This is a genomic window from Escherichia sp. MOD1-EC5433 (assembly GCF_002966005.1).
GTDB classification, from domain to species: Bacteria; Pseudomonadota; Gammaproteobacteria; order Enterobacterales; family Enterobacteriaceae; genus Escherichia; species Escherichia ruysiae.
The window spans coordinates 760519-774186 of the sequence record NZ_PTRL01000001.1 but is presented as its reverse complement, the minus strand read 5'-3'; the positions used below and the strand labels follow the sequence as shown (position 1 = coordinate 774186).

Sequence of the window (13668 nt, the reverse complement as noted above, 5' to 3'; positions counted from 1 at the left end):
GGTGTATCAACTATTCAAAGAGTCCTGTCGCAGACATCTCAAGCAACCTTGCCAATCAATCCCTCCGTAGCCGAATACCCGCAACTTTCGTCATCGGTGACTAAAATCACGTTTGCCATCTCCGGATCTTGCCGCTGTTCAACGCACCACTGCCTGAATGCATCCCCTTCCAGTAAAGAAAACTCATCGCAATGTTTTTTCCACCAGCTTCGACGCACTCGGACAACGCTCATTTCCCATGCGTGAGCGCCGGTGGCATAAGGCTTCACCACACCGTCAATACAGGTAGTCAGCCACAGGGAAACAGACTCCTCAGCCAGACGTGTTGACAGTTTTTCCGGGAGGTAATCGTTGATATTGGCGGCATAGCCGGGTCTGAAGTTCAGCACAAACTTTTTAGCCATTGCGCGATCGCAGTAATATTTGCCCACTTGCTCCTGCTCGCTGCGGGCAAACCCTTCCGGCATTACCACGTCCTCACCGTAGACGGATTCAATAAGAAGTCGGGCTGAGTGAGGCATCTGAATAGCGCCTTGCTCACGCAGTACGCGCTGCGTCAGCCAGATTCGCCCATGATCGGGATAGACAAATGCACTGTTACGCATGGCACTGCCAAACCATTCGTCACCCGGAGAGTCGTCCCAGACGGGTGCCAGAATCAGCAGTTCAGGAGATGAACGCTCATCTTTTCCGTCACGCTTTAACTGACCGTTAATATCGCGAATATGCCGCTGTAATCGCCCCGCTCGCTGGATCAGCAAATCAATGGGGGCAAGGTCGGAAATCATTTCGTCCAGATCGCAATCGACGCTCTGCTCTAATACCTGAGTACAAATAAGGACTTTTCCGGTACGTTGTGAGCTGTCGTCTTTGCCAAAGCGCGACAGCGTCTCCGTTTCAATTCGCTGGCGATCGCTAAAAGCAAAGCGGCTATGAAAAAGTGAAAGGCTGGAAGCAGGAATGACGCTGCGAGCAATTAACTGACGATAAACCTGAATAGCGTCATCAACAGAATTCCGAATCCAGGCGATACATTTCCCCTGGCTTACCGCCGATTCGATACGCGCAATACACGCTTGTTCGCTATGGAACCAACCCACGCTCACGCGACGCTCAACGTCTTTGCGCGTCGCGACCCGATGCGAATTCACATCCGATTTCGTGACATGCGTCAGCCAGGGGTAATCATCTTTTTCCAGCAACGGAGCTTCTTGCTGGCCCTCTGCGCCACGCGCAAAGGCGGCGACGAGTTTGTCGCGCTGTTGTTGAGATAGCGTGGCAGAAAGCAAAATAATGCTGTTTCCGCCACGCGCCTGCCGCTCGATCAGCCCTTCAAGAATGCACGACATGTAAGCGTCACAGGCGTGGATCTCATCAGCCAGCAGGATTTTGTTACTTAACCCAAGAAGCCGCAGATTATTATGTTTGAACGGCATCACCGCCATCATCGCCTGATCCAGCGTGCCGACGCCAATTTCAGCCAGTAAAGCCTTCTTATTACTGTCGGCAAACCAGGCCGCACATCCCTGACTGAACGCTTGTTCGTCCGGTTCCTCTGACCCGACTAAATCACCGGACCAGAGTGATTCATTAAAGCGGTCCATTAATGTGCGGGCACTGTGTGCCAGCACCAGGCTGGGGCGGGATTCTGGCGAATAGAAAGCAAGCCAGGTTTTGACCAGCCGATCGTACATGGCATTAGCCGTTGCCATTGTTGGCAGGCCAAAAAACAGCCCCTGAGCTTTACCCGCAGCCATCAATCTGTGCGCCAGGATAAGCGCCGCTTCTGTTTTGCCTGCACCTGTTACATCTTCCAGAATAAATAACTGCGGTCCAGGCTGGCTGATATCCAGATCCAGTACCTTTTGCTGTAACGGTGTCAGGTGCTCAATAAAAGGAAATAGTGTTTTTATCCCGGTAAAAGGCGCGGTTTCAGATTGTGTCGGAAAGACGGTTAATGCGCTTTGAGCTTGATTCTGCGCCCGTTGCCAGTACTCCGCGATAGGCATTGCGTGTGCGACGCGTGGAAAAAACTGCGTTGACGATCCCGTCCAGTCTGCAAGTACGACGGTTGCAGAAATATACCAGGAAAGTCCTTTAAAAAGTTCAACACCCTCGTCATCATCCCAGAATACGGGGATCTCAATGAGCGGAAACAATAATTTGATTGCAAGGAGAAAATCTCGCGCGGCAGCTTTGTCTTCAGGCAGAAAATTATCCAGTTCATCAATACGGTCTGGCGGTCGACCATGATGCCCTGTCGTCACGGGCATCCACATTTCTATCACTCGCCTAAGTTTGCGCAGAGAGAGCGAAGATGAAGGAAGTAACTCCTCACATTCACTTAAATAATGATTCCACAGCCAGTAACCCAGCGTTGAATGAGAGATCTTTTCGTAATTCTTTCTGGAACCTTCCGGAATCTTGAGTTCAGGGTGCAGGTAAAGTTGCTGAAAGGAGCGAGCAAATTTTCCAGTATCGTGCCAGCACAACAACCAGGCGAAAAATTGTGCGGCCTGTTCCTTATCTAAAATACCTAATTGACGAAAATAGCCAGCCAGCCCGAAGCAATTTCTTTTAACCATTAAATAGCCCATCGCGGCTACATCCAGCGAATGCCAGCAAAGAAGGTGATAGTCGTCACCCCCGTCTTTCTCGCCGCGTCGGGTTTTTCCCCAGAAATCAAAGAAAGTCACAATATTTTTATCCTTCAGTAAACTTAAAGGATATTTACGCATATATTAAAAATTATCTGTGATATATATCAGCCAATAAAACATTCATATTATGAATAAATTGATGATTTTCATTTGAAATTCATAATAATAAACAGAGACAATATATTCACATAAAAAATATAAATTTTAAAAAAGGGTGCAGGAGACCAAACCATCACAATTCAATACGCGGGGTTTTACCCCCGCGTGGTGGCTACTTCTTCGATTCGTAAGCGAGAACTGCCTTAAACTCCATACCACGCTCTCTGATACTTAACTCACACAACGAGTCACCTACCATCAGCGTGAATCCCAATACTGTAAAACACAGCACTATGATTGCCACAAGGGCATATTTTGTCAGCATGTCTTGCCTCCCTGCAAAGAAGAGACTAACATCCGAATTGCTTAGGTTCGAACGCTGGCCTCAGGTTGATAGAAATATCGCCTGGGGCTTTTGTCCATCTGGAACCTCGCGAATACTTAACGCCAGACAGCCTCAAGCACCCGACACCATTCTATACCTGTTGATTCTCCCTGCGACGTTCACGTTTAAATGCCGGAATGCTGCTCGCAAAATAAAAACGCCCCATCATTTCTGACAGAGGCGTTTAATTTATCCGGATAACGTTTACCCTTCGTGTAATCCACATTCCCTTTTTAAGCCAAAGAAACGCGTTTCTTCTTCCGCCATGCCGGGTTCCCATTTACGGGTTGTATGAGTATCACCGACCGATAAATATCCTTCGTCCCATAATGGGTGATATTTCAGGCCATGTTTTTGCAGATACTGATAAATAGTTCGGTTATCCCAGTCTATAATCGGCAGCACTTTAAATACGCCACGCTGGATAGCCAGCACCGGTAAATTGGCGCGGCTGCCAGATTGTTCACGGCGTAATCCTGCAAACCAGGTTTGCGCATTCAGCTCTTTCAGCGCCCGGTTCATGGGTTCGACTTTGTTGATCTCATTGTATTTTTCAATGCCATCAACACCCTGTTCCCACAGTTTACCGTAGCGCGCTTCCTGCCAGGCGGCGCTTTCTTTTGCCCTGTAGACCTTCAGGTTCAGTTTGAGTTTGTCCGTTAACTCATCAATAAAGCGGTAGGTTTCCGGGAACAGATAACCAGTATCGGTGAGGATCACCGGAATATCCGGGCGAATCTGGTTCACCAGATGCAGGCTCACCGCTGCCTGAATGCCGAAACTGGAAGAGAGCACATATTCACCGGGCAGATTTTCCAGCGCCCAGGCAACGCGGCCTTCAGCGTCCAGTTTTTCCAGTTGGGCGTTAGTTTCCGCCAGCGCCAGAATACGCTCTACCTTCGGCAGGTCATTCAGGGCGTTTAGATCGAGTCTGGACATAATTACCTCTGCACTTTTCCCCTCACCCTACCCCTCTCCCAAAAGGAGAGGGAATAGTCAGGAGATGCGTTAATCCCACAAATCACGCGCCGGATCGAGCACCGGGCGAATGATGCCCGCACGCACCGTAAAGTCGCCGAAGCCTTCACCCGCTTCGCGCTCTTTCGCCCAGCGCCCTATCAGTTCATCAAGCGACGCCAGGATTTCCGGCTCGGTGATGTTTTCTTTATACATCCGTGGGATACGTGTCCCAATGCGGTTGCCGCCAAGATGCAGGTTGTAGCGACCCGGCGCTTTACCCACCAGGCCCACTTCCGCCAGCATCGCGCGACCACAACCGTTCGGGCAGCCTGTTACACGCATCACGATATGCTCATCGCTGACGCCATGTTTCGCCATTAAATTATCGATGTTATCGATAAACGATGGCAGGAATCGTTCAGCTTCCGCCATCGCCAGTGGGCAGGTCGGGAAAGAGACACAGGCCATTGAGTTTTCACGCTGCGGCGTGACGGCATTCATCAACCCACTCTCTTTGGCGATCTTCTCAATCTTCGCTTTCTCACTTTCCGGTACACCGGCGATGATCAGATTCTGGTTCGCCGTAATGCGGAAATCGCCTTTGTGGATCTTCGCGATCTCCAGCAAGCCGGTTTTCAGCGGACGCCCCGGATAATCGAGAATACGACCATTTTCGATAAACAGCGTCAGGTGCCATTTGTCGTCAATACCTTTAATCCAGCCGATGCGATCGCCGCGTCCGGTGAACTCATACGGACGGATCGGTTCGAACTTGATCCCCGCACGACGTTCCACTTCCGCTTTAAACGTCTCGACCCCCACACGTTCCAGCGTGTATTTGGTTTTGGCATTTTTACGATCGGTTCGATTACCCCAGTCACGCTGAGTCGTCACGACGGCTTCCGCCACCGCCAGCGTATGCTCCAGCGGCAGATAGCCAAACTCGCTCGCGGTGCGGGCGTAGGTTTTTTTGTTACCGTGTTCGATAGACAGCCCACCGCCCACCAGCAAATTGAAGCCTACCAGCTTGCCGTTTTCTGCTATTGCCACAAAGTTCATGTCATTGGCGTGCAGATCAATGTCGTTCTGCGGCGGAATAACAACCGTCGTTTTAAACTTACGCGGTAAATAGGTCTGACCGAGGATCGGTTCTTCATCAGTGGTGGCGACTTTCTCCTGATCGAGCCAAATCTCCGCATATGCACGAGTACGTGGCAGCAGATGTTCAGAAATTTTCTTCGCCCATTCATACGCTTCCGCGTGCAGCTGCGATTCAAACGGGTTCGAGGTGCAAAGCACGTTACGGTTCATGTCGTTGGCGGTTGCCAGCGCATCAAGCCCGACCGAGTGCAGCATCTGGTGTGCCGGCTTAACGTTCTTTTTCAGAATGCCGTGAAACTGGAACGTCTGGCGGTTGGTCAGACGAATGCTGCCGTAAATCGTGTTGTCTTCAGCAAATTTATCAATCGCCTGCCATTGTCTGGTGGTGATCACCCCACCAGGCAGACGGCAACGCAGCATCATCGCATGACGCGGTTCCAGCTTCTGCTCGGCACGCTCAGAGCGGATATCGCGGTCATCCTGCTGATACATACCGTGGAAACGGATCAGCAGAAAGTTGTCGCCTTTAAAGCCGCCGGTCAGGCCGTCGTTTAAATCTTCAGCAATCGTGCCGCGCAGGTAGTTGCTCTCAAGCTTCATGCGCTCCGCATCTGCCAGTTTACCTTCGACCACTAAAGGCCCTGGATGTTTTTCGCTCATTAGTAGACATCTCGCTGATAACGGCGCTCAACGCGCAGCTCACTTAAAAATTCATCCGCCGCTTCGGTGTCCATGCCACCAAATTCGGCAATCACTTCCAGAAGTGCCTGTTCAACGTCTTTCGCCATGCGATTGGCGTCGCCGCAGACATAAATGTGGGCACCGTCATTGATCCAGCGCCACAGCTCTGCGCCCTGTTCGCGCAGTTTGTCTTGTACGTAAATTTTTTCTTTTTGATCGCGCGACCAGGCGAGATCGATACGCGTCAGCACGCCTTCTTTGACGTAACGCTGCCATTCCACCTGATAGAGGAAATCTTCCGTAAAATGCGGATTACCAAAGAACAGCCAGTTTTTACCCGGCGCTTCGTCGGCGGCGCGCTGCTGCATAAAGGCGCGGAACGGCGCGATGCCCGTACCGGGGCCAATCATAATCACCGGAGTTTCGGGGTTAGCAGGCAAACGGAAGTTTTCGTTATGTTCGATAAAGACGCGGACTTCGCCCTCTTCTTCCACGCGATCGGCGAGGAAGCTGGAGGCACCACCCGCACGGGCACGGCCTTCCACGTCATAACGCACAACGCCGACGGTGACGTGCACTTCGCTCTCGACTTCCGCCTGCGATGAGGCGATGGAATACAGGCGCGGCGTCAGTGGGCGCAAAATACCGATGAATGCATCAGCGTCCAGTTGTGCCGGAGAGAAACGCAACATATCGACAATTGGCGTGGTTGCCGCGTAATGCTGCAACTTCGCTTTATCGCCCACCAGCGGCAGCAGCGTTTCACTGCGCGTTAAAGTGGCGTAGTTCTCAACAATATTCGCTGTGTTGACGGTCAGTTCGAAGTGCCACTGTAAGGCTTCTGCCAGCGGTAGCGTTTTGCCGTCAACGGTGACGGGTTCATCGCCTTTCAACCACAGCAGTTCAACAATCTCTTTTACCAGTGCTGGATCGTTCTGATACCAGACGCCCAGCGCGTCGCCCGGCTGATAGCGCAGGCCTGAATCACCTAAATCGATCTCGATATGGCGAACGTCTTTTTCAGAATTGCGTCCGGTAATTTTCTGGTTAACCGAAAGGCTCGCCACCAGCGGCGCCTCTTTGCTATACGGGCTGGTGTGAATTTCATTTACCGCGCCAGTAGCGACGGATTGCGAAGGTGCCGCAACAGGCGCGCGGGACTTCAGAACATCAACCACGCGGGCGCGCCATTCGCTGGCGGCTGCCTGATATTCAACGTCAGCATCAACACGGTCGAGCAGGCGTTCACCGCCCAGTTCCGCCAGCTTGCTGTCAAAATCTTTACCGGACTGGCAGAAAAACTCATAAGAGGTGTCACCAAGGCTAAACACGGCAAAAGCGGTATTTTCCAGCTTCGGCGCTTTTTTGGAGAACAGGAACTTATGCAGCGCGACGGCTTCTTCCGGCGGTTCCCCTTCCCCTTGTGTTGAAGTCACCACGATAAGCAGTTTTTCACTGGCGATTTGTTTGAATTTATAGTCGCCTGCGTTCACCAGCTTAACGTTCAGTTTTGCCGTTAATAAGTCGTCACGTAACGCTTCAGCTACCCGGCGAGCATTACCCGTTTGCGAAGCGGAGATGATGGTGATACCCGGCATTTCTGCGCCAGGCGCAGGTGTAGCTGCAAGTGTACCTGGCTGCTGGTTAAGTATTCCCCAGAAATAGCCGGATACCCACGCAAGCTGGGTAGGAGTCAAATCAGTAGTGGCTGCCTGGAGGCGAGCCAGTTGCTCCGGGTTCAGCGGAAGCAAAGCGGAAGGTGGGGCCTGTGTCGTCATTCGTCGTTATGTTCCAGTAAGCAAAGCTGTTTCTGCGCCCTGTCTGCGCCCATAAAACAAAAGAGAAGGTAAGGTTAACGGGGCGAACGGTGTGGATTAAAGACGGGATAGCGATAACTAATAACCAAATCGACTAACCTGTTTTAGCAATAGTCTTTAACAACAAAATAGATTTATTAACCCAATGAAAAATAAATAAATATTGAACATCATTAAGATAATTAGGCTATTTTGCGCAACAAACCCATTTTAGATAATGCGAAAAAACAGGCTTTCCGGTACTCTACGCCCGTTTTGTCGTCCTGTAGAGAAATTATGATGTCCACCACGTTATTTAAAGATTTCACCTTCGAAGCCGCTCACCGCTTACCACACGTCCCACAAGGGCATAAATGTGGTCGCCTTCACGGGCACTCTTTTATGGTGCGCCTGGAAATTACCGGGGAAGTCGATCCGCATACGGGCTGGATTATCGATTTCGCTGAACTGAAAGCGGCATTTAAACCAACCTATGATCGCCTCGATCACTATTATCTCAATGATATTCCAGGTCTGGAAAACCCGACCAGCGAAGTTTTAGCAAAATGGATTTGGGATCAGGTTAAACCTGTTGTTCCGCTATTAAGTGCGGTTATGGTGAAAGAAACCTGCACCGCAGGTTGCATCTATCGCGGCGAATGATAAGAGTGTGTCGGCGGTCAATTTCCCTTAAGTAACGCTATGTTAGGGTGTTGCGCTCTGGATATGTGGGGCACGGCGTAACGCCATTAACGGCTGTGCAAGTTTGGGGGCGGCGATTAATACCGCGGTAGGTCTGGGTCTGTATCCGGATTACGCAACGGCGATCGACAAAATGGTTCGCGTGAAAGATATCTTTATGCCTGTTGAGTGCAATGCCAAACGCTACGACGCGATGAATAAAGGTATTTTCAAAGACCTAACCAAACACACCGATGTGATTTTGAAAAAATCGTATGAAGTGATGCATGGTGAGCTGGGGAGTGCGGATTCGATCCAGAGCTGGTCGAATGCGTAAGTAAGGAAGACCGGGCGGGAAACTGCCCGGGCTGAACCCTACTGAAAGGTTTATCCCCGCTGACGCGGGGAACTCTTGATCTCGAGAGCAATCGCCGCACCGTTGCGCGGTTTATCCCCGCTGACGCGGGGAACTCTACGAAAAAGCCATTGAATATGGCCTCGTCCACGGTTTATCCCCGCTGACGCGGGGAACTCTCTAAACATAACCTATTATTAATTAATGATTTTTTAAGCCAGTCACAATCTACCAACTTTACAGGATCACACAAACAACACATCTACTATGTTAAAGAGCACTTAATCCATTGACTGAAAAGGTAAATATTTAAAATAAATCTATAAAAACTAAAATCTACCAAACTTCACCGCAATAATTTTCACTCCAGCGAAAAATTAACGCCACAGAATTTGTAGTGAATGGTAATGATTAGTCCAGGATGGGCAAAATGGAGGAGTTTCAGAGGCGACAAAGAATATAAATGAGTGGAGTTATTTACAGGTTCCACTCATTTTCAACGCTTATAAATGTTTAATCAGGCAATATTCAAATATTTATGCGTTTGCATCGACAAACGCCAGTTCCGCGCAATGCAGGTTTCAATACACAAACGCGTGGCATCATCCTTCTGGCTAATCGGCTGAAGGGCAATTACTCGCGGTTTATCATCGGTCAGCGTCGCCAACAATTCATCCAGTGCTTCAATATCCCGTACGCGTCCAACAGGATGTTTAATTTCATTGGCTCGTTCCAGTGCCTGAGACAACACTTCATAGCCGCCACGCATATTTATTTTTGGCGACACAGTAACCCAGGTATTCGGTGTGCAACGCACTTCATGAGTGCCGCTGGTTTCGATCTGGCAGCTAAAACCATTCTTTTCGAGCAGGTCGGTCAATGGCAGCAAATCATGAATACAAGGCTCACCACCAGTAATCACCACGTGACGCGCGGTGTATCCCTGACGACCGATGACTGCGAGCAAGTCTTCACTGCTCGCTGCCCCCCACTTATCACTCTCTTTGGTTTTCGCCAAAATGCTGAAAAGAGAAACTTCCCGATCCTCAAGTTTTTCCCACGTGTGTTTGGTATCACACCAGGCACAGCCGACCGGGCATCCCTGTAAACGAATAAAAATGGCGGGGACACCGGTAAAGTAACCCTCACCTTGCAGGGTCTGGAACATCTCGTTAATCGGGTACTGCATAGCATTCTCTGTAAAGTGGATAATTGTTAATTATTGCAGATCCTACCGCAATATTCATGCTTTATTAACATTCTGTTACATGCGGGTTTAAGATAAAAAGGTGAATCAGATCATTAAGGAAATAATGAAACGACGTATTATGTCCTGGGGAATTAAACTAAAGGGATTTAAACATGCTCAGAATATTCATCGTAATTATATTTATTTTCAATTTATCAGGTTGTGGATATAACGATATTCAAACTTATGACGAGCAGATTAATTCATCCTGGTCAGAAGTTCTGAATCAGTATCAACGTCGCGCCGACCTTATTCCTAATCTCGTCGCCAGTATTAAAGGTTATTCCAGCCATGAAAAAGAAGTGTTGGAAGCCGTAACATTGGCGCGTAGCCAGGCTAATCGCGCCAGCAGCGATCTTCAGCAAGCTCCGGGAGATGCGCAAAAATTACAAACCTGGCAGCAAGCTCAGTCGCAGCTGACACGTACACTCGGCCAGCTAACGATTATTAGTGAGCGTTATCCTGAATTAAAGGCTCAGGAACTCTATCAAAATTTGATGGTACAACTTGAAGGAAGTGAAAACCGAATTGCCGTTGCGCGAGGAAGATATATTAAAGCCATTGAACAATATAATGTTACCATCCGCAAATTCCCCGCTGTATTAACCGCAAAGGTAATGGATTACACACCGAAGAAAAATTATTTGCCAGATGATGTCGCCGCAGTAAGTAAAGCCCCAACAATAGATTTTAGCCAGAATACTCATGCTCATTAAGCGGAGAAGCCCTATGCGAAATTTTATCTTTCTTATGGCTTTCTTCTGTTCATCTGCGTTTGCCACGCAAATTCCAGTACCTGAAATACCCAAGTATGTAAATGATTTAACTGACACATTGACGAACAACGAAGTAAACACCCTGACCAACCAGATTAAAGCCCTGACGCAAAAAAAATCAGGCGCAGCTGGTCGTGTTAGTGGTTGAAACAACAGGCGATGAAACCATCGAACAGTACGCAACGCGGGTATTCGATAGCTGGAAGCCAGGTGATAAAGACCGCGATGATGGCATTCTGCTGTTAGTCGCCTGGCAGGATCATACCGTGCGTATTGAAATCGGTTACGGGCTGGAAGGCGTTATTACGGATGCACAGTCCGGACAAATTATTCGCAACAGTATTATTCCAGCATTTAAAAATGGCGACCTGGCTGGCGGCTTGCAAGAGGGAATCAGCGATATTGAAAGTCGTCTGACAGGGGATAATTTAGCAACGATAACACCGACCGATCACCCTTTACCCTTTAGCGGTTGGTGGGCTTTGTTGGCCTGGGCGATAGTACTGACCTTTATTTCCGCCAGGGGATATATCAAAACGCTGGGATTGATTTGCTTCGCAGCTGTTGTACTGGCCTTTGTTTTACCTATTGCCGGTTTCAGCGGAAGCTGGGGAGTGCTCGCAACATTACTCTGCTTCGCCACACCATTTCTGGCTGTCGCCATCGCCTTTACCCCTTTCGGCAGAAAAGTGCGTGATTCAATGCGTAAGGCCAACCAGCCATCACGTCATACCAGAAGCAATTCTAACTACAGAGATTCGTCGTCATCATCATCCTCTTCTTTCGACAATGACAATTTCAGCGGTGGCGGCGGTTCATCTGGTGGCGGTGGCGCTTCCGGGCGCTGGTAACGAAAGGAATTGCTATGCGTATTTTTATCCTGATTCTGGCGCTATTCGGTTTTCCTGTATTCGCTGAACAAGTGCCATATGTAACGGACTTGACCGGGACGTTAACGTCAGAAGAACAAATTGCTTTAACTCAACAATTACAGACTCTCGAGCAGCAAAACCACTTCCAGGTGGCAGTGTTGGTTGTGCCGACCACAGGGGGCAAAAACATTAAACTTGCAGCCTCGCAGAGCTACGGGGTATATCACTGGAAACCCGTTGGAGAGAAGCGGTACGGCGAAGGTATCTTAATTCTCGTCGTTTGGCCGGAAGGGCGGGCGTCAATGAAGATTGGACATGGACTGGAAGAAATGTTGCCACCAGAACAAGCTTCGCAAATTGTTCGTTACCGTATGCAATCAGAGTTTGAAAAAAACAATCTCTTCGCCGGGTTAACGCAGGGAGTTGAAGGCATAGCTCTGTTTACCCATACCAAAGCGAACCTTAGTCCACTGGATGCTTTAGCCAATCATCTGTTTGCTAATCCGCAACGCTCACTGCCATGTCTTGCCTGGACATTGCTGATGATCGCCATTATTGCCGCCGTCTGGCGCTTCATCGATAATCCCGGACCTGTAATATGGCTTATTTCACTGGCAACCCCCGTCGTTTGGTTTTGCTTCTTTCGTGATGATGTCATCATTCGGCGAATATCTTTCGTATGCATAAGTTTATTGTTTACTGCCAAATGCTGGCGGCGCCTGATGGTGTTTTTTCATATGAGCCGCGCATTCTCCATGATGCTGGCACCAAAGAATAAAAACACCAAAGCAATAAAACAAAATACGCCTCTGCAACATCCTAAGTCAGGACGAAATTCATTGTTTGTCGTGCTGCTGATAATTGTTGTGGGATGGTGCCTGGTTTTCGCCAGTAATAAAGATATGGCATTGATATCAACAATTATCGGGCTGACTGATTATTTTATCGGGCCAATAACCATTGCTGGCATCGTTCTGCTGATCATTGTGGCTATATTTACCGGCAATCTTAAACTGGGTTCCAGTGCAAAAAATAACAAAAAAACGGGGAGTCGTGCTGCTCATTCTCGCTCTTCGTCGAGAAATTCTTTTCGTGGCGGGGGCGGATCTTCAGGAGGCGGCGGTTCATCCGGACGCAGGTGATCAATATGCGCTTAATCTTTTTTCTACTCATATTGTGGTGCGTTCCTGTGTTTGCCCAGCAAATTGCTGTACCGGAACTACACCAACAGGTGACCGATCTTACTGATACATTAAGTTCACCTGAGCAACAATCTCTGACACTGCAGTTACAGAAGATTGCACAGAATACGCGGGCGCAGGTCGCTATATTAGTGGTGCCATCCACTGGGGAAGATTCCATTGAACAATATGCAACACGCGTTTTTGATAGCTGGAAATTGGGCGATGCACAGCGTAACGATGGTATTTTACTCCTGGTCGCCTGGGAAGATCATACCGTCCGTATTGAAGTTGGCTATGGACTGGAGGGCGTTGTTACCGACCTGCAAGCGGCAAAGATTATCAGTGATATATTGATCCCCGCGTTCAAAAACGATGATCTTATGGGAGGGTTAACACTGGCCAGCGAAAATATCGGCGCGCTTCTGTTGAATGGTGAATTGCCAGAAAGCAGCGGAAATCATTACAGTATCAAAACTCCAATTCCATTATCGATTGCTGTCATTATTTTACTGGCTGTACTTTCGTATTTTATTATTTTTACCGATCCATCAAATCTACCGTGGATTGCCCTCACTGCCGCAATTTACGGGATGGTATTCCTCTATGTTGCCGAGCCAGGACCATGGACGAATTTAATCGTTGCCTGCGGTATGTTAACGCCTTTTGCGATCGTACCGCTGCTTATCTTCTGGCTTCTGGTGAATAAAAAGTTACGCGCCAAATACAAGAAGCTCGGTAAAGAAAGAGCTTCAAGAAAAGGTTCTTCTTCATCCTCTTCCGGTGGAGGTTCAAGTGGCGGCGGATTTAGCGGAGGTGGCGGTTCTTCTGGCGGTGGCGGCGCGTCCGGCCGCTGGTAACTCAACCATAAA

Annotated in this window: 10 protein-coding genes and 2 pseudogenes; 6 read left to right on the top strand and 6 right to left on the bottom strand. The window is 49.0% G+C overall.

From position 1 onward, the window contains the following. Positions 1-38 precede the first annotated feature (38 nt). The 5 genes from C3D30_RS03835 to cysJ all read right to left on the bottom strand — a co-directional run bounded on the left by C3D30_RS03835 (position 39) and on the right by cysJ (position 7664). On the bottom strand, positions 39-2738 hold the full coding sequence (locus tag C3D30_RS03835; protein ID WP_105286487.1) for a CRISPR-associated helicase/endonuclease Cas3: 2700 nt from the start codon (positions 2736-2738) through the stop codon (positions 39-41). A gap of 193 nt (positions 2739-2931) precedes the next feature. Further along, positions 2932-3084: a Hok/Gef family protein gene (locus C3D30_RS03830; protein ID WP_000956460.1), complete on the bottom strand. Its 153-nt coding sequence runs from the start codon at positions 3082-3084 to the stop codon at positions 2932-2934. A gap of 264 nt (positions 3085-3348) precedes the next feature. Further along, positions 3349-4083 (bottom strand): phosphoadenosine phosphosulfate reductase, encoded by a 735-nt coding sequence (cysH, locus tag C3D30_RS03820; protein WP_000088608.1) that lies wholly within the window; start codon positions 4081-4083, stop codon positions 3349-3351. Between the two features lie 69 nt (positions 4084-4152). After that, complete coding sequence (gene cysI, locus C3D30_RS03815; protein WP_105286486.1) at positions 4153-5865, bottom strand: assimilatory sulfite reductase (NADPH) hemoprotein subunit; 1713 nt, start codon at positions 5863-5865, stop codon at positions 4153-4155. Continuing rightward, positions 5865-7664, bottom strand: coding sequence for an NADPH-dependent assimilatory sulfite reductase flavoprotein subunit (gene cysJ, locus C3D30_RS03810; protein ID WP_105286485.1), 1800 nt, complete (start codon positions 7662-7664; stop codon positions 5865-5867). The genes cysI and cysJ overlap by 1 nt, the downstream gene beginning before the upstream one ends. A gap of 315 nt (positions 7665-7979) precedes the next feature. On the opposite strand from cysJ, the gene queD reads away from it, so the two are divergent. Together queD and C3D30_RS03800 are read left to right on the top strand one after the other, a co-directional pair. Beyond that, entirely contained in the window at positions 7980-8345 is a 366-nt protein-coding gene (queD, locus tag C3D30_RS03805) for a 6-carboxytetrahydropterin synthase QueD (RefSeq protein WP_016159619.1), read from the top strand. Between the two features lie 70 nt (positions 8346-8415). After that, positions 8416-8700, top strand: a pseudogene (locus tag C3D30_RS03800) (FGGY-family carbohydrate kinase); the annotation flags it as partial. A gap of 535 nt (positions 8701-9235) precedes the next feature. Here C3D30_RS03800 and queE read toward each other — a convergent pair. Beyond that, positions 9236-9907, bottom strand: coding sequence for a 7-carboxy-7-deazaguanine synthase QueE (gene queE, locus C3D30_RS03795; protein ID WP_001199968.1), 672 nt, complete (start codon positions 9905-9907; stop codon positions 9236-9238). Positions 9908-10080: 173 nt separating this feature from the next. Between queE and C3D30_RS03790 the strand changes: the two genes are divergently transcribed. The 4 genes and pseudogenes from C3D30_RS03790 to C3D30_RS03775 all read left to right on the top strand — a co-directional run bounded on the left by C3D30_RS03790 (position 10081) and on the right by C3D30_RS03775 (position 13656). Continuing rightward, the gene (locus C3D30_RS03790; RefSeq protein WP_000944220.1) at positions 10081-10683 is read left to right on the top strand and encodes a LemA family protein; all 603 of its coding nucleotides are present in this window, start codon (positions 10081-10083) and stop codon (positions 10681-10683) included. A gap of 13 nt (positions 10684-10696) precedes the next feature. Next, positions 10697-11594: pseudogene (locus C3D30_RS03785) on the top strand (TPM domain-containing protein). 14 nt (positions 11595-11608) lie between these two features. Beyond that, positions 11609-12757 (top strand): TPM domain-containing protein, encoded by a 1149-nt coding sequence (locus tag C3D30_RS03780; protein WP_105286484.1) that lies wholly within the window; start codon positions 11609-11611, stop codon positions 12755-12757. Further along, positions 12754-13656, top strand: coding sequence for a TPM domain-containing protein (locus C3D30_RS03775; RefSeq protein WP_123058513.1), 903 nt, complete (start codon positions 12754-12756; stop codon positions 13654-13656). Before C3D30_RS03780 ends, C3D30_RS03775 begins: the two co-directional genes overlap by 4 nt. The last annotated feature ends 12 nt before the right edge of the window (positions 13657-13668 follow it).

What these genes read in the sequence shown, in the direction of transcription:
- C3D30_RS03835 (WP_105286487.1), bottom strand. Translation starts at nt 2,738, where the DNA reads ATGCGTAAATATCCTTTAAGTTTACTGAAGGATAAAAATATTGTGACT.
- C3D30_RS03830 (WP_000956460.1), bottom strand. Translation starts at nt 3,084, where the DNA reads ATGCTGACAAAATATGCCCTTGTGGCAATCATAGTGCTGTGTTTTACA.
- cysH (WP_000088608.1), bottom strand. Translation starts at nt 4,083, where the DNA reads ATGTCCAGACTCGATCTAAACGCCCTGAATGACCTGCCGAAGGTAGAG.
- cysI (WP_105286486.1), bottom strand. Translation starts at nt 5,865, where the DNA reads ATGAGCGAAAAACATCCAGGGCCTTTAGTGGTCGAAGGTAAACTGGCA.
- cysJ (WP_105286485.1), bottom strand. Translation starts at nt 7,664, where the DNA reads ATGACGACACAGGCCCCACCTTCCGCTTTGCTTCCGCTGAACCCGGAG.
- queD (WP_016159619.1), top strand. Translation starts at nt 7,980, where the DNA reads ATGATGTCCACCACGTTATTTAAAGATTTCACCTTCGAAGCCGCTCAC.
- queE (WP_001199968.1), bottom strand. Translation starts at nt 9,907, where the DNA reads ATGCAGTACCCGATTAACGAGATGTTCCAGACCCTGCAAGGTGAGGGT.
- C3D30_RS03790 (WP_000944220.1), top strand. Translation starts at nt 10,081, where the DNA reads ATGCTCAGAATATTCATCGTAATTATATTTATTTTCAATTTATCAGGT.
- C3D30_RS03780 (WP_105286484.1), top strand. Translation starts at nt 11,609, where the DNA reads ATGCGTATTTTTATCCTGATTCTGGCGCTATTCGGTTTTCCTGTATTC.